19 protein-coding genes and 1 tRNA gene are annotated in these 23,209 nt (G+C 62.1%); 11 read left to right on the plus strand and 9 right to left on the minus strand.

The window, feature by feature from the left end; genetic code table 11:
• Nucleotides 1-98 precede the first annotated feature (98 nt).
• Genes thrC through moaD form a run of 3 tightly spaced genes read left to right on the plus strand, consistent with a single transcriptional unit; the run spans nt 99 to nt 3,114 of the window.
• A complete protein-coding gene (thrC, locus tag ACP7D4_RS18725) occupies nt 99-1,574 on the plus strand; it encodes a threonine synthase (protein ID WP_426210661.1) in 1,476 nt (491 codons plus the stop codon).
• Between the two features lie 22 nt (nt 1,575-1,596).
• Entirely contained in the window at nt 1,597-2,850 is a 1,254-nt protein-coding gene (glp, locus tag ACP7D4_RS18730; protein WP_426106951.1) for a gephyrin-like molybdotransferase Glp, read from the plus strand.
• Between the two features lie 6 nt (nt 2,851-2,856).
• Nucleotides 2,857-3,114: a molybdopterin converting factor subunit 1 gene (gene moaD, locus ACP7D4_RS18735; RefSeq protein ID WP_426106952.1), complete on the plus strand. Its 258-nt coding sequence runs from the start codon at nt 2,857-2,859 to the stop codon at nt 3,112-3,114.
• A 76-nt stretch (nt 3,115-3,190) separates the two neighbouring features.
• On the opposite strand, the gene ACP7D4_RS18740 is transcribed toward moaD, so the two are convergent.
• A complete protein-coding gene (locus tag ACP7D4_RS18740) occupies nt 3,191-5,617 on the minus strand; it encodes a sensor domain-containing protein (RefSeq protein ID WP_426210663.1) in 2,427 nt (808 codons plus the stop codon).
• Between the two features lie 178 nt (nt 5,618-5,795).
• Between ACP7D4_RS18740 and ACP7D4_RS18745 the strand changes: the two genes are divergently transcribed.
• The gene (locus ACP7D4_RS18745) at nt 5,796-6,557 is read left to right on the plus strand and encodes a TenA family transcriptional regulator (RefSeq protein ID WP_426210665.1); all 762 of its coding nucleotides are present in this window, start codon (nt 5,796-5,798) and stop codon (nt 6,555-6,557) included.
• Nucleotides 6,558-6,863: 306 nt separating this feature from the next.
• Here ACP7D4_RS18745 and ACP7D4_RS18750 read toward each other — a convergent pair whose 3' ends face one another.
• Genes ACP7D4_RS18750 through ACP7D4_RS18760 form a run of 3 tightly spaced genes read right to left on the minus strand, consistent with a single transcriptional unit; the run spans nt 6,864 to nt 8,367 of the window.
• Nucleotides 6,864-7,784, minus strand: a complete 921-nt coding sequence (locus tag ACP7D4_RS18750) for an alpha/beta fold hydrolase (RefSeq protein ID WP_426210667.1) — start codon at nt 7,782-7,784, stop codon at nt 6,864-6,866.
• On the minus strand, nt 7,781-7,984 hold the full coding sequence (locus ACP7D4_RS18755) for a helix-turn-helix transcriptional regulator (protein WP_426106958.1): 204 nt from the start codon (nt 7,982-7,984) through the stop codon (nt 7,781-7,783). The genes ACP7D4_RS18750 and ACP7D4_RS18755 overlap by 4 nt, the downstream gene beginning before the upstream one ends.
• Nucleotides 7,981-8,367, minus strand: coding sequence for a hypothetical protein (locus ACP7D4_RS18760; protein WP_426210668.1), 387 nt, complete (start codon nt 8,365-8,367; stop codon nt 7,981-7,983). The genes ACP7D4_RS18755 and ACP7D4_RS18760 overlap by 4 nt, the downstream gene beginning before the upstream one ends.
• Nucleotides 8,368-8,497: 130 nt before the next feature.
• Between ACP7D4_RS18760 and ACP7D4_RS18765 the strand changes: the two genes are divergently transcribed.
• Nucleotides 8,498-9,751: a TIGR03862 family flavoprotein gene (locus ACP7D4_RS18765; RefSeq protein WP_426210670.1), complete on the plus strand. Its 1,254-nt coding sequence runs from the start codon at nt 8,498-8,500 to the stop codon at nt 9,749-9,751.
• Here the strand turns inward: ACP7D4_RS18765 and ACP7D4_RS18770 are convergent.
• The 5 genes from ACP7D4_RS18770 to hpnC all read right to left on the minus strand — a co-directional run bounded on the left by ACP7D4_RS18770 (nt 9,744) and on the right by hpnC (nt 14,803).
• Entirely contained in the window at nt 9,744-10,550 is an 807-nt protein-coding gene (locus tag ACP7D4_RS18770) for a GIN domain-containing protein (RefSeq protein WP_426210671.1), read from the minus strand. The genes ACP7D4_RS18765 and ACP7D4_RS18770 overlap by 8 nt on opposite strands.
• Nucleotides 10,551-10,557: 7 nt before the next feature.
• Complete coding sequence (locus ACP7D4_RS18775; protein ID WP_426210673.1) at nt 10,558-11,379, minus strand: DUF1700 domain-containing protein; 822 nt, start codon at nt 11,377-11,379, stop codon at nt 10,558-10,560.
• 308 nt (nt 11,380-11,687) lie between these two features.
• Nucleotides 11,688-13,031, minus strand: coding sequence for a hydroxysqualene dehydroxylase HpnE (hpnE, locus tag ACP7D4_RS18780; protein WP_426210675.1), 1,344 nt, complete (start codon nt 13,029-13,031; stop codon nt 11,688-11,690).
• Nucleotides 13,032-13,035: 4 nt separating this feature from the next.
• A complete protein-coding gene (hpnD, locus tag ACP7D4_RS18785; RefSeq protein ID WP_426106969.1) occupies nt 13,036-13,869 on the minus strand; it encodes a presqualene diphosphate synthase HpnD in 834 nt (277 codons plus the stop codon).
• A 124-nt stretch (nt 13,870-13,993) separates the two neighbouring features.
• Entirely contained in the window at nt 13,994-14,803 is an 810-nt protein-coding gene (gene hpnC / locus ACP7D4_RS18790; RefSeq protein ID WP_426210677.1) for a squalene synthase HpnC, read from the minus strand.
• Nucleotides 14,804-14,954: 151 nt separating this feature from the next.
• Here hpnC and ACP7D4_RS18795 point away from each other — a divergent pair, with 151 nt between their 5' ends.
• The 6 genes from ACP7D4_RS18795 to clpX all read left to right on the plus strand — a co-directional run bounded on the left by ACP7D4_RS18795 (nt 14,955) and on the right by clpX (nt 23,020).
• On the plus strand, nt 14,955-16,046 hold the full coding sequence (locus ACP7D4_RS18795; RefSeq protein WP_426106973.1) for an efflux RND transporter periplasmic adaptor subunit: 1,092 nt from the start codon (nt 14,955-14,957) through the stop codon (nt 16,044-16,046).
• The gene (locus ACP7D4_RS18800; protein WP_426210679.1) at nt 16,043-19,168 is read left to right on the plus strand and encodes an efflux RND transporter permease subunit; all 3,126 of its coding nucleotides are present in this window, start codon (nt 16,043-16,045) and stop codon (nt 19,166-19,168) included. The genes ACP7D4_RS18795 and ACP7D4_RS18800 overlap by 4 nt, the downstream gene beginning before the upstream one ends.
• A 304-nt stretch (nt 19,169-19,472) precedes the next feature.
• Nucleotides 19,473-19,559, plus strand: a tRNA-Leu gene (locus ACP7D4_RS18805).
• A 36-nt stretch (nt 19,560-19,595) separates the two neighbouring features.
• Entirely contained in the window at nt 19,596-20,936 is a 1,341-nt protein-coding gene (tig, locus tag ACP7D4_RS18810; RefSeq protein ID WP_426210681.1) for a trigger factor, read from the plus strand.
• A 47-nt stretch (nt 20,937-20,983) separates the two neighbouring features.
• Nucleotides 20,984-21,601, plus strand: a complete 618-nt coding sequence (clpP, locus tag ACP7D4_RS18815) for an ATP-dependent Clp endopeptidase proteolytic subunit ClpP (RefSeq protein WP_426106977.1) — start codon at nt 20,984-20,986, stop codon at nt 21,599-21,601.
• Nucleotides 21,602-21,751: 150 nt separating this feature from the next.
• Nucleotides 21,752-23,020 (plus strand): ATP-dependent Clp protease ATP-binding subunit ClpX, encoded by a 1,269-nt coding sequence (gene clpX / locus ACP7D4_RS18820; protein WP_426106978.1) that lies wholly within the window; start codon nt 21,752-21,754, stop codon nt 23,018-23,020.
• The last annotated feature ends 189 nt before the right edge of the window (nt 23,021-23,209 follow it).

Here is a 23,209-nt window from a genome sequence, read left to right on the forward strand (position 1 = left end):
CAAGCGTTTCGCGCAAGGAGCGTCGGTCCGCACTATAATATTCGCTCGAACGCCCTGTTGTGCTCCACGCTGCCAGCCCTAAACGGACCCCTCATACCATGCATTACGTCTCCACCCGCGCCGACAAGGCCGCCGCTTCGCCCACTCCCGCACAATTTTCCGACATTCTGCTTGGCGGCCTGGCGCCCGATGGCGGGCTGTATTTGCCGTCCGAATATCCGCAAGTCACTTGCGCCGAACTGGACGCCTGGCGCAAGCTGTCCTACGCCGACCTCGCCTTTGAAATCCTGCGCAAGTTCGCCACCGACATTCCAGACCATGATCTGAGGGCGCTGACAAAAAAAACCTACACGCCGGCGGTCTACCGCAACGTGCGCAAGGGCGAAAAGGCAGCCGAGATCACGCCGCTGCGCGTGCTTGAACAAGACGGCGACAAGACTTTGATCCTGCAGGCGTTGTCGAACGGACCGACGCTCGCTTTCAAGGACATGGCGATGCAGTTGCTGGGCAACCTGTTCGAGTACACGCTGGCCAAGGACGGCGCCGAACTGAATATTTTCGGCGCCACCTCGGGCGACACCGGCAGCGCCGCCGAATACGCGATGCGCGGCAAGAAGGGCATCCGCGTGTTCATGCTCTCGCCGCACAAGAAGATGAGCGCGTTCCAGAGCGCGCAAATGTTCAGCCTACAGGACCCGAACATCTTCAACATCGCCGTCGAAGGCGTGTTCGACGATTGCCAGGACCTGGTCAAGGCGGTCTCGAACGACCTGCCGTTCAAGGGCGCGCAAAAAATCGGCACCGTCAATTCGATCAACTGGGCGCGCGTGGTGGCGCAGGTGGTGTACTACTTCCGCGGCTACCTGGCCGCCACGACCGAGAACACCCAGAAAGTCTCGTTCACGGTCCCGTCTGGCAACTTCGGCAATATCTGCGCCGGCCACATTGCCCGCATGATGGGTTTGCCGATCGACCGCCTAGTGGCCGCCACCAACGAAAACGACGTCCTCGACGAATTTTTCCGCACCGGCGTGTACCGGGTGCGCAAGTCGGCCGAAACGTACCACACGAGCAGCCCGTCGATGGATATTTCCAAGGCATCCAACTTCGAGCGCTTTATCTACGACCTGGTCGGGCGCGACAGCGAACGTGTGCGCGCGCTGTTTCACAAGGTGGAAACGCAGGGCGGCTTTGACCTGTCCGGCAAACCGGGCAGCGATGGCGACGAATTCAAGCTGGTCTCCGAATACGGTTTCCAGTCCGGCAAATCGACCCACAAGGACCGCGTGAACACCATCCGCGACGTGGCCGACGACTACGACATCACGATCGACACCCACACCGCCGACGGCATCAAGGTCGCGCGCCGGTACATGGCGCCGGGCGTACCGATGATCGTGCTCGAAACGGCACTGGCGGCCAAGTTCAACGAGACCATCCTGGAAGCGCTGGGCGTGGACGCCGAACGTCCGGCCGGCTTCGAGAACATCGAAGCGCTGCCGCAAAAGTTCGTCGTCTTGCCGCCGGACGTGGCGCAGATGAAGGCCTTCATCGCGGCCAATACGGGTCTGTAACGTGGACCTCGGCGACAGGGACATGAGCGCCGGGGAACAGCGCCCGGCGCGCCCACCGATGCTGTCGGTGCAGGAGGCGCTCGCGTTCATGGCGCGTGCGGCGCTTGCCCCCGGTGCCGGCATGGAGAGCGAACTGGTAGCGACCCTGGCGGCGAACGGTCGCGTGCTGGCCGCGCCACAGGTGTCGGGCATCGACGTGCCCACGGCCGACAATACGCAAATGGATGGCTACGCCGTGCGCGCCGCCGACTGTGCCGGCGGCAGCGCCGTCTTGACCGTCTCGCAGCGCATCGCGGCCGGCCAGGTGGGCGACTATCTCGCGCCAGGCTGCGCGGCGCGCATCTTCACCGGCGCCATGATTCCGGACGGCGCCGACGCGGTGGTGATGCAGGAGCAGTGCGAAGCGGGCGAAGGCAAGGTCATCATCAGGCATGCGCCCCAGAGCGGCGAATGGATACGGCGGGCGGGTGAAGACATCGCCAGCGGCGCCGTCATCCTGGAACAGGGCACGCGCCTACGCAGCCAGGAGCTGGGCCTGGCCGCGTCGATCGGACTGGCGCAACTGCAGGTGTTCCGCAAGCTGCGCGTTGCCGTCTTTTTTACCGGCGACGAACTGGTCATGCCGGGCGAGGCGCTGGCGCCCGGTGCGCTCTACAATTCGAACCGCTTCACCTTGCGCGCCCTGCTGGAAAACCTCGGCTGCGAGCTGACCGACTTTGGCATCGTTCCCGATACGCTGGCAGCTACGCGCGACACCTTGCGCCAGGCCGCGCGCGCGCATGACCTGATCATCACCTCGGGCGGCGTGTCGGTGGGCGAAGAAGACCATATCAAGCCTGCGGTCGAAGCACAAGGGCGCCTGAACATGTGGCAGATCGCCGTCAAGCCCGGCAAGCCGCTTGCCTTTGGCGAGATAGACCGCGACGGCGATCCCGCTTTTTTTATCGGCTTGCCCGGCAATCCGGTATCGAGCTTCATCACTTTTTTATTGTTCGTGCGGCCCTTTATCCTGCGCCTGCAAGGCGTGGCGAACGTCAAGGCGCCGCGCGCCTTTGCCATGCGCGCGGACTTCAGCTGGCCCAAGGCGGACCGCCGCAACGAATTTCTGCGCGTGCGCATCAACGACGGGGGCGGCCTGGAGCTGTTTCCCAATCAGGGCTCCGGCGTGCTGACTTCGACCGTGTGGGGCGACGGCCTGGTCGACAATCCGCCCGGCCGCATCATCGTGCCCGGCGACAGCGTGCGCTTTATCCCGTTTAACGAATTACTGTACTAGGACTTCATGAAAATTACGCTGCGTTTTTTTGCCAGCGTGCGCGAGCAGCTCGGCACGTCCCAGGAAAACCTCGCGCTGCCGGAAGGCGCTGCCACGGTCGAGGATGTACGTTTGCTGCTGGTGCAGCGCGGCGGCGTGTGGGCCACGGCGCTCGCGGGCGACAAGTCGCTGCGCACGGCGCTCAACCATGTCATGTGCAGCAGCGACACGCCATTGGCGCAGGACTGCGAAGTCGCATTTTTCCCGCCGGTGACAGGCGGCTAGCCGAAGGCAGAGATGCGTCGGTATCGGCCCCAAACCTCTGCAAAAAGCGCGGTGTCACTGCGCGCCAACTGTTTTTTTAGCCTGCCGCAAAGCTCGCGTCGGCCAGCAGCAGCTCGAACGCTGGCAGCGGCACCGGCTGGCTGAAGTAGTTACCCTGCACCTGGTCGCACCCGTTCTGCTTGAGAAAATCGCGCTGGCCCGGCGTTTCCACGCCTTCGCCGATGACGCCCATGTTCATCAGGTGGCCGATGCCAATGATCGTCTTGGCCATCATGTCGCTCAGGTTGTCGGTGGTCAGGCGCCCCACATAGGACTTGAAGATCTTCAGGTTCGTCACCGGCAGCGCGTTCAGGTTCTTGAGACTGGAGACCCCGGCGCCGAATTCATCGACCGTCAGCCGGATGCCCTGGCGCGCGATGTCGGTAAAGATGCGCTGCGACAGTTCGGCATTGCGCAGCAGGTTCGCTTCGCTGATCTCCAGCTCGAACGTTTCGGGGGCCAGATCCGACTGGCGCAGCTTTTCACCCAGCAGGGCAATGAAGCCGCGCTGGTTCAGTTCCCGAAACGACACGTTCATCGACATCACCAAACCCTGGAAGCCGAGCTGCTTGAGGCGCTGCATGACTTCGCACAGGCGGTTGAATACCCATTCGCCGAACGGCACGATGGCGCCGTTTTCCTCGGCCTCGAGGATGAACGAGGCTGGCAGCAGCAGACCCTGTTCGGGGTGGCGCCAGCGCGGCAGCGCCTCGGCGCCGACGATTTTTCCGGTCTTGAGCGAGAGCTTGGGTTGAAACACCAGGAACATTTCATCGTTCTCGAGCGCGTGGCGCATATGCGTTTCAAGCTTGAGCTTGGCGTCGGTGGCGACCTTCATGTCGTGCGAAAAAAACTGCACATCGTTGCGGCCGGCCAGCTTGGCGTGGTACATGGCCGTGTCGGCCGCGTGGATCAGTTCGCCCGCGTTGGCGCCGTCATGCGGGAAAACGTTCACGCCCATGCTCGCCTGCACGGCCACTTCGCGACCGTCGATGGTGACCGCGTTTTCCATGCCCTTGCGCAGGCGCTCGATCATGCGCAGCGTGTAGCGCAGCGACGGCTGGTTGACCAGCACCAGCACGAATTCGTCGCCGCCCAGGCGCGCCACGGTGTCGCTCTCGCGCACCGAACCGAGCATTTTGCGCGCCACCACGCGCAGCACTTCGTCGCCGGCTTCATGGCCGAGCGTGTCATTGATGACCTTGAAGTTGTCAAGGTCGACCAGAATGGTGGCCACCAGCGCCTTGCTGCGCTGGGCCATGTGGATGGCTTGCTCAAGGCGGTCCCAGAGCAGGTTGCGGTTGGCCAGCCCGGTGAGCATGTCGTGGTTGATTTCGTGTTCGAGGAAGGAGGTGCGCTGCTTCGATTCGGTCACGTCGTTCATGACGCCGATGAAATGGGTGCCGGCGCCGCTCTCGTTGACGACCGGCGCGACCGTCATCTCGTTCCAGAAGATTTCACCGTTCTTGCGCAAGTGGCGGCACGTGACGCGCGTTTCGCGCCGCTCGCGAATGGCGGCGCGCGCCAGCGCGTGCTGGTCGTCGTCGATGCCCGGGATGAACATCAGCGCGCTCACGTGCTCCCAATTGGTGCCCACGATGTCGGCGGCGCGGTAACCGGTGATGCGCTCAAAGGCCGGGTTGACGTACTCGATCGGATGCGATTGGCCGCTGTAGCGCGCGATCACGATGCCGTTGCTGCTGGCGTGCAGCGCCCGTTCGCGCAAGCGCAGCTGTTCTTCCTGCTTGCGGCGCTCGGAAATGTCCAGCCCCATGCCGCACACATAGGGCACGTCATTGACCAGGATGCGCGTGCCCGTAAACAGGAAGGGCGTGCTCGCGCCGCCGCCCGAGAGCAGGCTTGCCTCGACCACGACGGGCCCGTCGCGCTGCAGCATTTGCTCGATGCGGGACTGCACCAGGGCGCGTTCGTCCGGCGGAAACAGGTCGATGGCCGCAGTCGCTTCCACTTCGGCGTACGACAAGCCGGTGGCCCGTTCGACCCAGGTGTTCCACAACACCAGCCGCCCGGCCGGATTGATCATGTAGAACGTGCCCGGCAACAGGTCGATCACTTCGCCCGGCGGCGTGCGCGAGAGCAGGTCGTGTTCGCACAGCGCGGCTGCCGCCCCGCCATGCATGCGGCCGGCCCGCAGCAGGGCGCCAAAGCCGCACAGGCGGCCGGTCTTGCGGCATTGGGGCGCGAGCGTCAGCGCCGCCGGTACCACCGAGCCGTCGGCGTGCATCAGGTCGGACTCGACCGTCACCGGCGCTTCGCGCGCCGTTTCCAGCAGTTTGGCCAGGCGTTGCTGCGCTGAGTGCGGCAACAGGCGCTCCAGCGGGCGCGCGAGGATGTCGCGCGTGGCGTAGCCGAGCAACTGTGCGCAGGCGTCGTTCCAGGTCGCGATTTTGCCGTTGGGGGCGATCCAGAAGTTGACGACAGCGCTTTCGGTAGTAGCTTGCATGTTTGTCCCAGTCTCCCTGGAACGTGTCATAACTTGAATAAAGTAGTAGACAACCGGTCAAGGGCAAGCGTTCATGCGGCGGGCAAATGAATGCAAAATTGTCGGTTTGTCGGGCTCATCGTGCAACTATCGCGCACCAGACATGTCTTAGTTAGTTAATGCAGCCAAAGACCATGTCATGAAAGAAAATGAATTCATCCGTAGCGGCCCGCTGATGGCGTTGGACAGCTACCCCGAGTGGGCGCAAGACATGATGCTGTCGGCGGAAGGCGTCAAACAGAAAGTGGTCAACCATGAGCTGTTCGACATGATCCGCGAGGCGCGTTTGCCGGCCGACGCCGTGTATCAATTTTTTGTGGGAGGCTGGCCCGTCATCGAGCAGTTCCCGCAGTACATGGCGGTCAATCTTTGCAAGGTCAAGTACGGCCGTTCAGTGGCCGAGAACATGGCGCGCAAATACCTGATGAAAAACATCCGGGTCGAGCAGAACCATGCCGATCACTGGGTGGAGTGGGCCATCGCCAGCGGCGTTTCGCGCGACGAGCTGTTTGATGCCGACGTGCCCGTTGAAAGCCAGGCGCTCAATCACTGGTGCTGGCACAGCTGCGAGCGCGATTCGCTCGCCACCAGCATGGCGGCGACCAACCTGGCGATTGAAGGTGCGACGGGGGAGTGGTCAACACGGATCTGCGCCTCCGACGCGTACGAAAATTCGTTCGATCCAGATGAGCGCAAGAAGGGCATGCGCTGGCTGAAGATGCATGCGCATTACGACGATACGCACCCCTGGGAGGCGCTTGAAATCGTGTGTTCGCTGATCGGTCGCAAGGCCGAGCCAGCCTATGCGACCCTGTTAGGCAGGTGCATCGCCAACAGTTACGCGTACATGGCGCTGTCGCTGGACAGGTGCTTGATGGCCCCGTTGCAGCGTCGGCATTAACGGGGGGCGCAATAAAAGCGCCAGACCCTGTGTTTGAGAACGCTTGACCACATCGTCCTCGCGAACGAGGGTGTCGTAAAGCGCGTTGAGATCGGTCGGCCCGACAGAAATCGCGAAGGCTGCGAACGCGCAAAAGAGAACAACGATGTGGGGGCGAGCTGTTTGCAGGTATAGTTTCATGCGAGCATGAAACTTCGTGTGAACGATGCAGGACTGCTGCACCGTCCTTCCTTTCGCAACGGTGCCGATCACGAATGTCGTGCCAGATCAGCCCGTCCGTCCGGGGCGCGATGCGCAGGTATCAACTCACTGCGGCAGCGCCTTCAAATACGCCGCAATCGCCTCACCCACCGCCTGCGGCTGGTCGAACATCGCAAAATGCCGTGCCGGCGACACTATCTTGACCGTCGCATGTGGCGTGCCCTGCATCAGCGAGGTGTAATACGCCGCCTTGCCCGCTTCATCCAGCGGCTGCTGCCCCGCGTCAACCGGCGAATACGGCGCAATCACCAGGACCGGCACCTTGATGGCCGGCAGCGCGCTGCGCAAGTCGATCGCCACGCCGTCAGCCATGTAGCGCATGACGGCTGCCGGGTCGCTCTTGCCGCTCAGCTTGGCCAGTTCGTCGGCGCGCGCCATGTCCAGCGTGCCGGTGCCGCGCATGTATTGCTGCTGCTGGGCCGCAAACGCTAGCGCCGTTGGCGCCGGCTTGGGACTGTTGAGCATCGCGACCATTTGGGTGCGCTGTTCCGGCGGCCAATTTTCAGTTCCCGGCAACACCGGCAAACCATCGATCGCCACCACGCCCCGCACCAGGTCGGGGTGCGCCGCGGCCAGCGCCAGCGACATGGTCGCGCCCAGGCTGTGCCCGATCAGCACCGGCAGCTTGAGCTTGCGCGTTTCGATCAGCGCGCGCACCGATTCCTGCGCCGCCGCCATGCCCTTGCCGTCAACCGCCGCCCGGCCATCAAAACCGGGCAATGTCAGCACATAGATCACGTGCTCCTTGCTGAACTGGCCGATCGTGTCCTGGAACGCCCAGGGTCCGCTGGCCAGGCCCGGAATGAGGATCAGCGGCGTGCCTTTGTTGCCGTGCCGTTCGACTAGCGTGGCGCCGACCTCGAAGCGTTCCACCGGCACCGCCGTCGCGGCGTAGCGGTTGGTTTCGGCGGCAAATGCGGGAACACTGGCGCACAGTGCTGCGGCAAGAATAAGACGGGCAATCATGAAGCCTCCTGGTCAGGTGTAAAAATAGCCTCGATGGGCCGGGAAAAAAGTCTGGAAATGGCAAACGCGAGTGGCAAGCTGGGGTCGTAACGCCCGGTTTCGATGGCGTTCACCGTCTGGCGCGACACGCTCAGCAGGTCGGCGAGATGGGCCTGGCTCCAGCCCAGCTCTGCCCGCAGTGTTCGGATGGTGTTGTTCATCGGTTCATAAAGGCGCGAACGACAGTCGAGCCCCACCAGGTTCCGCCCATCACGCACCATACGGTGAACATCGACAGCTTTTCGTAGCCGGCGGTCTCCAGAAAACCGTAGGTAAAGGTGGCGGCCGCGGTTACCGCTGCCGCGATGGCGATGTTTTCCAGCGTGAACTTGCGAATGTACTCATCGACCCGCATCAGATGGCGCCCGATCGCCCATACCACGCCCAGAAAGCCGAGCATGGGGAGCATCAAAACGACCGTGCGCAGCGGTCCCTCGGCCATCGGGCGTCCGAACTTGATCGTTCCCACCAGAATGATCCCATACACCGCAAAGCCGGCCGCCATCTCCATAAGGTAGGCGCGGCTTACCGTTTTCTCGTGCATCATGTTGCTCCTTGTTGTAAAGTATGCTTTACATAGTAGGCAGCTTCGCAAGCGGTGTCAAGTAAGCTTTACATATTTTTTGTGACAGTATTCTGGACTACAATGCTCACCTTGTTATTCGAGCCATGCCATGCCTGCCAAGTCTTCCTCTCCACCGCGCGTTGCCGTCATTGGCGGCGGCCCCGCAGGCCTGATGGCCGCCGAAGTCCTCAGCCAGGGCGGCTTGCAGGTCGACCTGTATGACGCGATGCCCTCGGTGGGCCGCAAATTCCTGCTGGCCGGCAAGGGCGGCATGAACATCACCCATGCCGAACCGTATCCCGCGTTCGTGCAGCGCTACGGCGCGCGCCACGCACAGGTCGCGCCCTGGCTGCAAGCGTTCGACGCTGCTGCCGTGCGCGGCTGGATCCACCAACTCGGGTTCGACACTTTCATCGGCACCTCGGGCCGCGTGTTCCCGACCGACATGAAAGCGGCGCCGCTGCTGCGCGCCTGGCTGCACCGGCTGCGCGAGGGCGGCGTGCAGCTGCACATGCGGCATCGCTGGCTGGGCTGGGATCAGGAAACGCTGCGCTTTGCCACGCCCACCGGCGAGCTGCGGGTGCAGGCCGACGCGCTGGTGCTGGCGCTGGGCGGAGGCAGCTGGGCAAGGCTGGGCTCGGACGGTGCGTGGGTGCCGCTGCTGCAACAGCGCGCGGTGCCGGTGGCGCCCTTGATGCCGTCCAATTGCGGCTTCGACACCGGCTGGAGCGCGCATTTCAGCAGCCGCCATGCGGGCGCGCCCTTGACCACGGTGGCCATCACTTCCACCGACGCACATGGCGCGCAGGTGCGCCGCCAGGGCCAGTTCATCATTACCGCCACCGGCGTTGAAGGCAGCCTGATTTACGCGCTGTCGGCCGCGCTGCGCGAGCAGATCGCCGCCGCCGGCAGCGCCACCATCTATTTGGATCTGGTCCCGGACTTCAGCGCCGCGCGCGTGCATGCCGAAGTCACGCGGCCGCGTGGCGCGCGCTCGATGGCGAGCCACCTGCAAAGCCGGCTGGGCATCAAGGGCGTCAAGTCGGGCTTGCTGCGCGAATGCCTGTCGGCGACCGAATTCGCCGACACCGACCGCCTGGCCGAAGCGCTGAAAATGCTGCCGGTCGTGCTCACCGAAACGCGCCCGCTCGACGAAGCGATCAGCAGCGCGGGCGGCGTGATGTTCAAAGGGATCGATGGCGCCAGCGGCATGCTGCGCGCCATCCCCGGCGTGTTCGTCGCCGGCGAAATGATCGACTGGGAAGCGCCGACCGGCGGCTACCTGCTCACCGCCTGCTTTGCCAGCGGGCGCGCCGCAGGGCAGGGCGCGCTGGCCTGGCTGGCCGCACGCGGCCTTATTTGAACGTGACGTCGCCCGAGCCGGTGCGGCTGACAACGCGCTCGCCAGGATTGCCCAGCACGCTGACGTCGCCGCTGCCGCGCACGGTCACTTCTGCACTCTTGAACGCCTGAACCGACGCGCTGCCAGAACCGTGCAGTTCGATTGTTGCAGCGTCGGCCGCAAGATGCTCTGCGTCGAGCGTGCCCGAGCCGGTCTGGCTGGCCTTGAATTGCTTGCACGAACCGACAACCGTCATTTTTCCGGACCCGGACAGCGCCACATCCACCGTGTCGCTGGCGCCGCCATTGACTTCCATGTCGCCGCTGCCGCGCACCTGCGCATGGACTTCCTTGAAGCGGCCGTTGAACTTGACCAGGCCCGAGCCGTCTAAGACAACGTCGAGGCGCTCCCCGCTAAAACCATTGATGGTGCTCTCGCCGCTGCCCTTGATGCGCACCGTATCAATGGTCGGCAGCACCAGAATGACTTGCAGCGGCAGGCGCTTGTGCAGCAGCATGCCCTTGACGGCGATCTGCAGCGCGTTGCCATCGGCCATGGTATCCACGTTGCCGAGCAGGCGCTGCTCGCCGCGCACCGTCAGCGCCGGCACCGCGCCCTGGCGCAGCGTCAAGTCAACCGCGCCGCTGACGTTAATTTCCGTCACCGTGGCAGGGACCGTGCGCGTTTCGCTGGCCAGTTCCCGCCCTTCGCTCTGGCCACGGGTATTCACGCCTTGCACGCGCAGCATGGAAAAGGTCAGGCCGATCAGCACAAAGGCCAGCAGCAGCAGTCCCGAACCGATCTTGAGTAAGGTGCGCATGGTTTCCTCAGTTTCCCTTGAGCAGGGAGAAATTCATTTCGATGTAGCGCCAGGCGGCGATGAAGGTATAGCGGGTGACCATCAGGCATAGCAGCAGCATCAGGATTCCGCCCAGCACCAGGCCAAAGCCAAAAAAGGTTTGGGTGGTGCGCGAAGCCTCATCCATTTCGGTATTGAACTTGACGCCGATGGTGGCGACCTGTTCGGCCCGGCGCAGCGCGCGGATGGTTTGCTTGCCTTCGCTGTCGTCCACTTCGGCGTCGGCGGCGTCCGCGGTGGCCTTGTTGAGCGCGCCGGCTACCGGTTCCGTGTAAATTTGGATGTTGCCGCCGCTGATGGCGACCTTGGTCTGGCGTTCGCCGTCGCGCCGCTCGTCATTGTTGTCGTCGTCATGGATCACCATGCTCTTGAACGGGCCGTCGAGCTTGACTTCAGTAGCGCCGGACAGGCCGCTGGCCGTGATCACCACGCCGTATAGATACAACGCCAGGCCAAGCGCGTACAGCGATGCCAGCACGGCCGCATAGACCACGGCCGGCACCACCATCACCAGGTTGAAGATCAACAGGCCGATCGCGGCAAAGCCCATCCGCACGAAGTTGGCCGGGTTCTTGCGCGTTTCAAAAGCTTGCATGTGCACGCTGGCGCGCAGCGTCATGGCGATTTTTTTCGGGTCGCCCAGTTCGGTGGTCAGGTCGGCCTCGCTGCGCCCGGCCAACGCGCCGTCCACAAAGCGCTGCTCGTAAAAGGCGAGCGTTTGGGCCTGCGTTGCCGGCGCCAGGCCGGTCATGGCGCGCTTGAGCGCGTCCAGGTAGTCAATTTTGCCCATGATGTGCTTCTCGGTTGCGTGCGTTCAGAAATGGCTCAATGGCTCAATGGCTCAATGGCTCAGTGGCTCAGTGGGGTAAGAACAATCACGGCGGTCGCTGCTGCGACAAACGCGAGCAGGGTCAAGGCGCGCAATCCCAGAGTGATGTCCATTTTGCAATCCCGTCTTCAGGTATCAGTATCGATGGTGCGACTGTACGAAAAGGGCACGCTCTTGGCCATGTGCATGCGACAGTCTGCGTCTTTCAGGGGGCAGACGACCGGATAGCGCGACGGCGCCGTGGCGCATCAGGGGAAGGGACGCGCCTTTCAGCGTGTCCGCACCAGGCGGGCGGCGCCCACGCCACTGCGCACGGCCGACTCCAGCGTGGCCGGATAGTCGCTCGCGGTGTAGTCCCCGGCCAGCGCCAGGCCTGGCAAGCCAACGTCAATGGCGGGCCGTTGCAAGCCGGGCGTGCAGGCAAAGGTGGCGCGCTTTTCGGTGATCACCTGGCTCCAGGCCGGCGTGGCCAGTTCCGGGCGTGCAAACGCGTGCGCCAATTGTTCGGCAATGGCGCCGCTCAAGGCGTGCCGCTCGAGCGCGCCGGCCTGGGATGAGGCGCTGACCACCACCGACAGCAGGCCTGGCTGGGCCAATTCGAGCTGGCCGCGGTCGAACACGAACTGTCCCCAGCGCCCGCTCGCCGGGTCATCGAGCAAGGCGTAAAAGGGCAGGTCCAGCCGCGTGCCAAGGCCGTATTGCAGGTAGCAGGTGGTGATCGGTTCGTACTCGAAGGCCATCAGTGCCGTCGCCAGTTCTTGTTTGCCAAGTTTGGCCAGTAGTACGGCGCTTGACGGCGCGCCGCCGGCCAGCACTGCCGCGTCCACCTGCACGCTCCAGTTGCCGTCCACTTGATTGCCGGTCGCTTCCACCTGCCAGCGGCCGTCGCTCTGCGCTATTGGCGACAGCGCGCCGACCTTGGCGCCGGTGCGCACCATGCCCCCGCGCGCGATAATGTAAGCGGCGGCGGCGGTCGGGAACAGCGCCGACAGGTCGGTGCGCGGCAACAGCATGTCGGAGGCGGCGCGGCGCGCGCCCAGGCTGTCGCGCAGCACGTTGAGAAACACCTGCGCCGACGCGCGCTCGGGCGGCGTGTTCAGCGCCGCCAGGCACAGCGGACGCCACATCAGTGCGATCAAGCGGTCGGTCTGGTCGAAACGCTCCAGCAGTTCGCTCACGCTGCAATCAACGTGCAGGCGCCAGTCCATCCAGCGCGCCGTGGTTGAAAAGCGCGCCAGCGACATCTTGTCGGCGCGCGTGAGCCCCTTGGCGCGCAGCAGCGCCACGGCCAGGTGCAGCGGCGCGATCAGGCGCGGCGCGATGAAATCCATGCCCTGGCCGGCCGGCGGATAGCGCATCTGCAGCGGCACATTGAGCAGCGCGCTGGCCGGATCGATGTCCACCAGGCGCAGCAGGCGCAGCGTTTCAGTGTACGCGCCCAGCAAAATGTGCTGGCCGTTGTCGAGCGTCAGTCCATTCGCTTCGACCGCGCGCGCGCGCCCGCCCAGCGTGCGCGCGGCCTCGAACAGGGTGACCTTGTAGCCGGCGCGGGCCAGCTCCACCGCCGCGCTGCAGCCGGCCCAGCCACCGCCGATCACGGCTGCCGTTTTCACGCTGTCAGCCACGAATATAGGTTTTCCACGCGAGCCACAGTTTGCGGATCGGCGTGAGCGAGATGCGCTGCGTGAGCACGCGGTAGTTGTCGCGCTCGATTTCGTCGAGCACCGTGCGGTAGATGGCGGCCATCATCAAGCCCGGACGCTGGGCGCGCCGGTCGGCCTGCGGCAGCAGTGCGAACGCTTCGTCGTAGACCTTTTTTGCGCGCTCGACCTGGAAGCGCATCAGCGCTTCGAACTTGTCGCTGTGGCGCGCGTTGAGCAAGTCGGCCGCCGTCACGCCGAACTGCTGCAGCTCGTTGACCGGCAGGTAAATGCGGCCCTTGCGCGCGTCTTCCCCCACGTCGCGGATGATGTTGGTGAGCTGGAAAGCCAGGCCCAGCTTTTCGGCGTATTCCAGCGTCTTGGGATTGGTCACGCCAAAAATGCTGGCCGACAAAATGCCCACCACGCTGGCCACGTGCCAGCAATAGCGCTGCATGGCGGGGAAATCAAGGTAGCGGGTCTGGTCCAGGTCCATTTCCATGCCGTCGATGATCGCCTGCAAGTGCTTTTCCTGCAGATTGTAGAGCGCCAGGTGCGGCTGCAGGGCCAGCATCACCGGGTGCGTGGGGGTGCCCATGTACATGGTTGACACTTCCGTGCGCCACCAGGCCAGCTTGATGCGGGCAATGGATTGGTCGGTGCACTCGTCCACCGTATCGTCCACTTCGCGGCAAAAGGCGTACATGGCCGTGATCGCGCGCCTGCGCTCGGGCGGCAGGAACAGGAAACTGTAGTAGAAACTGGAGCCGCTCTGGACGGTTTTTTGTTGGCAGTATTCGTCGGGGGACATGGTCAGAAATGCAATAGTGGGCAGGGCGAAGCCGCTATTCTATAGCGCCGCGACCCATGCGAGGGCGCGCGGTGTTGGTTTTTGGTTCACATGGCGCAATCAGATGCCAGATTCGCGTGTCCATTCACATCCACAAGGCGCGCCACATAATCACGATCCAGTCGCGCGCCTTGAGCTTGGGGCGGCGCCGAAATACGTCGAACTGCACCGCTTCGATCGCCTGCAGTATGCGCAGCCCGCCCTGGACCACCAGCCGCAGTTCCCAGCCAATGCGCCCGGGCAGGCGCTTGGCCAGCGGCGCGCCTGCAAGCATCAGCGCGCGCGCGCGCGTTACCTCGAAAAACATCATGGCCTGGAACCTGGCATCGGCGTTGCCCGGGTCGAGCTGGGCGGCAGTCACGCCGAAGCGCTGCATGTCGTCCAAGGGGACGTAAATGCGCTGCTTCTCGCGGTCAATCGCCACATCCTGCAAAAAATTGATCAACTGCAGGGCCGAGCAAATGGCGTCGGACTCGGCCACGTTGCCCGGCGTCGCCGCCCCATACAGATGCAGCATCAACAGGCCGACCGGGTTGGCCGAGCGGCGGCAATAGTCGAGCAACAGCGCGAACGTGGCGTAGCTGGTGGTGCCCACATCCTGCTTGAAGGCCGACAGCAAATCGTTAAACGGTTGCAGCGGCAAGCCGTACTGGGCAATGACGCCGGCCAGGCGCGCAAACATGGGTTCTGGCTGCTGCTCGCCGCGGCCGATCGAGGCCAGCGCCGCTTCATAGGCACCCAGCGCGGCCAGGCGCTCATTGGGCAGGGCGTCGCCCTCGTCGGCGATATCGTCGGCGCTGCGGGCAAAGGCATAGATGGCTTCGACGGCCGGCACCAGCCGCTTGGGCAGCAATACAGAAGCTACCGGGAAATTTTCGTAATGATCGACGGGCATGAGAATCTAAGGACGCTTGCGAGCAATGTTTGTACTATTGTAATTAATAACCGAAAAGTCAGTTAGCTGTAGTTGCCGTACGAGTAGTAGCATCATGCATTTCGTCCCGGCGCCGGGTTGCCCAAGCCCCACGCATAGTAAAGGAAAACCAGTGCTTGCCCTAAAAAACCTGCTCCTCCTCCACCTTCTTTTGCTTGGCGGCTGTGCCAAGGAAGCGGCAAAGGTGGAAGATATCCGCCCGGTGCGGGTGCTCGTGCTGACCTCCAGCAATGTCGGCATCAATGCCGAATTTGCCGGTGAAGTGCGCTCCCGGGTCGAATCGCGCCTGGCGTTTCGCGTGCCCGGCAAGATCACCGCCCGCAAAGTGGACCCCGGCACCGTGGTCAAGCGCGGCCAGATACTCATGCAGCTCGATCCGCAGGATTTGCGCTTGTCGCAGGCCCAGTCCAAGGCCACGCTGACGGCGGCGGAAACATCGCGCGACCTGGCCAAGGCCGAACTGAAACGCTACCAGGAACTGCGCATCAAAAATTTCGTCAGCGGGGCGGTGCTGGACCAGAAGCTGTCGGCATGGAAGGCGGCCCAGGCCAATGTGGACGCCGCGCAGGCCGGCTATTTTGGCCAGTCCAACCAGGCCGGCTATGCCACGCTGGTGGCCGACATCGACGGCGTGGTCACCGCCGTCGACGCCGACGTCGGCTCGGTGGTGTTGCCCGGCACGCCAGTGGTGCGGGTGGCCAAGGCGGGCGACAAGGAAATCGTCATCGGCCTGCCGGAAGACAAAGTCGATACGCTGCGCCAGGTGCAAGACGTCACCGTTCGCCTGTGGGCCAACCCCAACGTCGTCATTCCCGGCAAGGTGCGCGAAGTCTCGCCCGTGGCCGATGCCGCGACGCGCACGTATGCGGTTAAGGTGGCGATTCCCGACAGCGCGCTGGACGTCAAGCTGGGCATGACGGCGCTGGTGCAGTTTGCCTCGAGCACGGCGGCGCCCATGATCCGCGTGCCGCTTACGGCCCTGTTCCATGAAAAGGCGACGACCTCGGTGTGGCTGGTCGAAAACGGCGCCGTCAAGCTGGTGCCGGTGCAGATCGGCGGCACCGCCGGCAATGAAGTGGTCCTGGTGGGCGGCGTCACGGCTGGCCAGACGGTGGTGACGGCGGGCGTGAACCTGCTCAAGGCGGGGCAAAAGGTCAAGATTTTGGCGGCCGAACAGCCGGCGTCGGGCGGGATCGCGCAATGAAGGGCGGCTTCAATCTGTCGCGCTGGGCCCTCGAACACATCGCACTGACGCGCTACCTGATGGCCGCGCTGCTGCTGGGCGGCATCATCAGCTACATGAACCTGGGGCAGGATGAAGATCCGCCGTTTACCTTCCGCATCATGGTCGTGCGCGCCATCTGGCCGGGTGCCACCGCCGTGCAGATGGCCGAACAGGTGACCGACAAGCTCGAAAAAAAGCTGCAGGAGACGCCTTACATCGACAAGATCAGGAGCTACTCCAAGCCGGGCGAAACCATCATCCTGGTGCAGCTGCGCGAGTCGACGCCGCCCAAGGAAACGGCCACCTCGTGGTACCAGGTGCGCAAGAAAATGGGCGATATCCGGCCCACGCTGCCCCCGGGCGTGATCGGGCCGTTTTTCAATGACGAATTTGGCGACACCTTCGGCTCCATCTTCGCCATTTCGGGCGACGGCTTTACCTACGCCGAGATGAAGCAGTACGCCGACTTCGTGCGCCAGCAACTGCTGCGCGTGCCGCTGGTGTCCAAAGTGGAGCAGTTTGGCGTACAGGACGAGAAGATCAACATCGAGTTCTCGCATAAAAAATTCGCGCAGCTGGGCGTGCCCTTTGAAGTCATCGCCAACCAGATCGCCACCCAGAACACGGTGGAGTCGAGCGGCGTGCTGGTCACGCCCACCGACGACCTGCAGGTGCGCGTGACGGGCGCCTTGATGACGGTAAAAGACCTGGAAAACCTGGAGCTCAGGGCAGGGCAGACCACGATCCGGCTGGGCGACTTTGCCACCATCAAGCGCGAGTACCAGGATCCGCCGATCGACAAGATGCGCTTTAACGGCAAGGAAGTCATCGGCCTTGGCGTGTCGATGGAAAAGGGCGGCAATATCATCGTGCTGGGCAAGGAGCTGGACAAGACGGTGGCGGCAATCAAAGCCAAGCTGCCGGTCGGGATCGAACTTGCCCGCGTGTCGGACCAGCCGCGCGCCGTCACCGCCTCGGTCAGCGAATTTATCCACACGCTCATCGAGGCGATCGCCATTGTGCTCATTGTGAGCTTCGTCGCGCTCGGACTGCACACCAAGCCGCTGCGGCTCGACATGCGCCCCGGCCTGGTGGTGGCGCTGACCATTCCGCTGGTGCTGGCCATTACGTTTTTGTTCATGCGCCTGTTCGATATCGACCTGCATAAAATTTCGCTCGGCGCGCTGATCATTGCGCTCGGCCTGCTGGTCGACGACGCCATCATTGCCGTTGAAATGATGGTGCGCAAAATGGAGGAGGGCATGTCGCGCTTTGACGCGGCCACTTTTGCCTACACCTCCACCGCCATGCCGATGCTGACCGGGACCCTGATCACGGCGGCCGGCTTTTTGCCGATCGGGCTGGCCAAGTCGGCCGCCGGCGAATATACGTTCTCGATGTTTTCGGTGAACGCGCTGGCCTTGATCATCTCCTGGTTGGTGGCGGTGTACTTCACGCCCTACATCGGCTTTTTGATATTGAAGGTCAAGCCGCACGCCGGCGGCGAAGCGGGGCACGACATGTTCGACACGCCGGGTTTTCAGCGCTTTCGCAATGTCGTCACCTGGTGCGTGGAGTGGCGCAAGACGACCATTGCCCTCAGCCTGGCGGTGTTTTTTCTCGGCGTGTTTGGCTTTACTTTCATCGAGAAACAGTTCTTCCCCGATTCGAGCAGGCCTGAGCTGATGGTCGAGATGTGGATGCCCGAAGGGACCACGTTCAAGGCCAACGAAGCGCAGGCAAAAAAATTCGAAGCGTACATGCAAAAGCAGCCAAACGTGGAAAGCGTGACCAGCTATGTGGGCAATGGCAGTCCGCGCTTTTATCTGCCGCTGGACCAGATTTTTCCGCAGTCGAACGTGTCGCAAATCGTGGTGCTGGCCAAGGATGTGAAGAGCCGCGAACAGCTGCGCTTGAGCATCGTTGACGTCTTCAAGAACGATTTTCCCGACGTGCGCGGGCGCGTCAAGCTGCTGCCGAACGGGCCGCCGGTGCCGTATCCGGTGCAGTTTCGCGTCTCGGGGCCGGAGATTGCCACCACGCGCGAATTGGCCGACAAGGTCAAGGAAATCATGCGCGCAAATAAAAACACGGCCGGCGTGAACGACAACTGGAACGAGTCGGTCAAAGTGCTGCGGCTTGACCTGGACCAGGACAAGTTGCGCGCTTTGGGCGTGACGTCGCAAACGGTGATGCGCGCGGCGAACACGATTTTGTCGGGCACCACGATCGGCCAGTTCCGCGAAGAGAACCGGCTGATCGACATCGTGGTGCGCCAGCCGCTCGAGGAGCGCGACACCATCTCGGTGCTCAACGACACCAACATTCCTACCGCGTCGGGCAAGTCGGTGACCATCTCGCAGATCGCGCGCGCGCACTTTGTGTGGGAGCCGGGCGTGGTGTGGCGCGAAGGGCGCGAGTGGGCCATTACCGCGCAGTGCGACGTGATCGACGGCATCCAGGGGCCAACCGTGTCGGCGCAGGTGAGCGACGCCTTGAGCGCCTTGCGCAAGACGCTGCCCAACGGCTACACCATCAACCTGGAAGGCGCCGAAGCGGACAGCAAGGCGGCCGAAGCGTCGATTGCCGCCAATGTGCCGCTGGTGCTGTTCATCGTGTTCACGTTGCTGATGCTGCAGCTTCACAGTTTTTCGCGCGCGTTGATGGTGTTTCTGACCGGGCCGCTGGGCATTGCGGGCGCGGCGATGGCGCTGTTAATGTTGGGGCGCCCGTTCGGTTTTGTCGCCAACCTGGGCGTGATCGCGCTGTTTGGCATGATCATCCGTAACTCGGTGATTCTGGTCGACCAGATCGAAGCCGATATTGCCAACGGCACGCCGCCGTGGCATGCCGTGATCGAGGCGGCGGTGCGGCGCTGCCGGCCGATCATCCTGACGGCGGCAGCTGCCGCGCTGGCGATGATTCCGCTGTCGCGATCGGTTTTCTGGGGGCCGATGGCGGTGGCGATCATGGGCGGGCTAGTGGTGGCAACGGCGCTCACGCTGCTGTTCTTGCCGGCGCTGTACGCCGCCTGGTTCCGGGTCAAGAAACCGCTGCCGGGCATCTCGGCGCTCGACCAGAACTCCGTGTTCATGACCTGAACGCAGAAGGCAGCCGGGGTCAGACCACTTTTGCTTGAAAACCAGGGTCAGACCACTTGTTCCAGATGTAAATCGCAAGGTGGCAAAAGTGGTCTGACCCTGGTTGTAAGGAAAAAGTGGTCTGACCCCGGTGTTTCGCGGTGTTTCGGGACGGTTTGGAAAAATCCCTATATGGTCAGAAAATCCAGTAAAATACCGGGTTGATGTTGTAGCCCCTAACAAAGGCAGTGCAGGGCGGCCGGTCTCATCATCGGGCGCCCTTTGTGTTTTCATGACGGACACAGGCAGTGCAAGCTGCGATCCCGCGAGGATGGCGAAATTGGTAGACGCACCAGGTTTAGGTCCTGACGCCAGCAATGGTGTGGGGGTTCGAGTCCCCCTCCTCGCACCACGAATTTAATTCATTTTTTTTTGGACGATTTTTACAATGGCAACTGCAGTCGAAACCCTGGGTAAACTCGAACGTCGCTTGACGATCTCTTTTCCGCTGACTGACGTCCGTACGGAAGTCGAAAAGCGCCTGAAACAACAGGCCAAAACGGCCAAAGCGCCGGGATTTCGTCCAGGTAAAGTTCCTCTGAAGATGGTCGCCGCGCAGTACGGCTACCAGATCGAGTCCGACGTCCTGAACGACAAGGTTGGCCGCGCTTTCAGCGAAGCTGCCAACACCAATCAGTTGCGCGTGGCCGGCTACCCAAATATCGTACCAAAGGAAGACAGTCCTGAAGGCGTGCTCTCCTTTGACGCCACCTTCGAAGTCTATCCGGACGTCGTCATCTCCGACCTCTCGAGCGTCGAGATCGAAACCGTCAAGGCCGACGTTTCCGAAGCCGAAATCGAAAAAACCATCGACATCCTGCGCAAGCAGCGCGTTCACTACCACCCCAAGGGCGTGGCTGGCGAACACGGCGACGGCGGCGAGCCGATCGCAGCTGCTGCCGACCGCGTCACGGTTGACTTTACCGGCGTCATCGACGGCGTTGAATTCCCGGGCGGCAAAGCGGAAGACTATGCATTCGTGCTGGGCGAAGGGCGCATGCTGCCGGAATTCGAAGCGGCCACCATCGGCCTTAAAGTTGGCGAGAGCAAGACGTTCCCGCTGGCTTTTCCTGAGGACTACCATGGCAAGGACGTGGCCGGCAAAACTGCCGACTTCACCATCACCCTGAAGCAGCTCGAGTGGGCGCACCTGCCGGCAGTCGATGCAGAATTTGCAAAAACGTTGGGCATGGAAGACGGCGACCTGGAAAAGATGCGCGCGGATATCAAGGTCAACCTTGAGCGCGAAGTCGCCGGCCGCGTCAAGGCGCGCAACAAGGAAGCCGTCATGGACGCGCTCGTGGCTGTCGTCGACATGGAAGTGCCGAAGGCGATGATCGCCCAGGACGCCGAGCGTCTGGCCGAAATGACCCGCCAGGACATGGCGCAGCGCGGCATGGAGGTGAAAAACATGCCATTCCCGCAAGAATTATTCGCCGCCAAGGCCGAGCGCCGCGTGCGCCTGGGCCTGATCTTGTCGCAGTTGGTTGCAGACAACAAGCTGCAGGCTACCGCCGAGCAGGTCAAGGCGCAAATCGAAGATTTCGCGCAAAGTTACGAAGACCCGCGCGAAGTGCTCAAGTACTACTACAGCGATCGTCGCCGCCTGTCAGAAGTCGAAGCCCTTGTATTAGAAGAAAACGTCGTCAACTATGTGCTCAGCCGTTCGAAAGTCACCACCAAAGATGTGGCTTTCGACGAATTGATGGGAAGCCAGGCACAAGCTTAAGCCCCGGTACATGCCCGGGCCAGCCCTTACTAAAGGAAATGACAGCAATGAACCATAATCCGGCATTGGATACCCACGCTCTCGGCCTCGTGCCGATGGTGGTGGAGCAGAGTGGTCGTGGCGAGCGCGCCTATGACATTTATTCGCGCCTGCTCAAGGAGCGCGTGATTTTCATGGTCGGCCCGGTCAACGACCAGATGGCCAACCTGATCGTGGCCCAGCTGCTGTTCCTCGAGAGCGAAAATCCCGACAAGGACATTTCGCTCTACATCAACTCGCCCGGCGGATCGGTTTCGGCCGGCCTGGCGATCTTTGATACGATGAACTTCATCAAACCTGATGTGTCTACGTTATGTACGGGCCTGGCCGCGTCCATGGGTGCTTTCCTGCTTGCAGCGGGCACCAAGGGCAAGCGTTTCTCGCTGCCGAACTCGCGCATCATGATTCACCAGCCGTCGGGCGGCTCGCAAGGGCAAGCTTCCGACATTGAAATTCAGGCCAAGGAAATCCTGTACCTGCGCGAGCGTCTCAACCAGATCCTGGCTGAGCGCACCGGCAAGACGATGGAGCAGATCCACAAGGATACCGATCGCGACCGCTTCATGTCCGGCGACGAAGCGGCCGAATATGGCCTGATCGACAAAGTACTGACCAGCCGCGCTTGATGCATTCAACAAAGTGTTGCTGAAAAAACGCCCGGGCGCGACAACGTTCGGGCGTTTGCTTTTTATTTCGGGTAGCATGGCAATTCACAGCCCATCGCTCTGACGCCCGTCTTAGTCTTATTTTCATCGCAATCCAATAGAAACCTGCCCATGTCTGACAAAAAATCCTCCAGCGGCGAAAAACTCCTTTACTGCTCGTTCTGCGGCAAGAGCCAGCACGAGGTGAAGAAACTCATCGCGGGACCGTCCGTGTTCATCTGCGACGAGTGCATCGACCTGTGCAACGACATCATCCGCGACGAAACCTCGAACGTGGAATCGGTCGCCGGCGCCAAGTCGGACCTGCCAACGCCCAATGAAATCAAGGAACTGCTCGACCAGTATGTAATCGGCCAGCAAAAGGCCAAGCGCATCCTGTCGGTGGCGGTGTACAACCATTACAAGCGCTTGAAGCACCTCGGCAAGAAAGATGACGTCGAACTGGCCAAGAGCAACATCTTGCTGGTCGGTCCTACCGGCTCGGGCAAGACGCTGCTGGCGCAAACGCTGGCGCGTATGCTCAACGTCCCGTTCGTCATCGCTGACGCCACCACGCTGACCGAAGCCGGTTATGTGGGCGAAGACGTCGAAAACATTATCCAGAAGCTGCTGCAAAGCTGCAATTACGAAGTCGACAAGGCCCAGCGCGGCATTGTTTACATCGATGAGATCGATAAAATTTCGCGCAAGTCGGATAATCCCTCGATCACGCGCGACGTCTCCGGCGAAGGCGTGCAGCAAGCGCTGCTCAAACTGATCGAAGGCACCATGGCATCGGTGCCGCCGCAGGGCGGGCGCAAGCACCCGAACCAGGACTTCGTCCAGATCGACACGACCAACATCATGTTCATCTGCGGCGGCGCGTTTGACGGCCTGGTCAAGATCATCCAGAACCGCTCCGAAAAGAGCGGCATCGGCTTCTCGGCCAACGTCAAGAGCCAGGTGCAGCGCGATAGCAGCGACGTGCTGCTTGAAGCTGAACCGGAAGACTTGATCAAGTTCGGTCTGATTCCCGAGCTGGTGGGCCGTTTGCCGGTCGTTGCCGCCTTGAGCGAGCTGACGGAAGAGGCACTGATCCAGATTTTGATCGAGCCGAAGAATGCCTTGATCAAACAGTATTCCAAGTTGCTTGAAATGGAAGGGGCCGAATTGGAAATTCGCCCGGCCGCTTTGCATGCTATTGCCCGTAAAGCATTGGCGCGCAAAACCGGTGCGCGCGGTTTGCGTTCGATTCTTGAACACGCCTTGTTGGATGTTATGTATGAACTGCCGAATCAGCAGAATGTCGTGAAGGTCGTTATCGATGAAAATTCGATCACGAACGGCGCAAAACCTTTACTGATTTACAGCGAAACAGCCAAGGCGTCCGGCGAAAACTGAAATTGTGCCGCGCGCACACAACAAAAGGGTTTGAATCCCTAATTCTTGGCGGTACAATTTACCTCAATAAAAGAATCAGGCTTCAATCGAAAAGCCACTCGCAGCGCCTCGCTGCGCAGTGGTTTTTTTAATTGACGTTCATTAAATTCTTTTAGTTTATTCCGGTGTATTTGAATCAAGTTATTAACT

The organism is Massilia sp. TWP1-3-3 (genome assembly GCF_049897805.1).
Classification (GTDB): domain Bacteria; phylum Pseudomonadota; class Gammaproteobacteria; order Burkholderiales; family Burkholderiaceae_D; genus Telluria_A.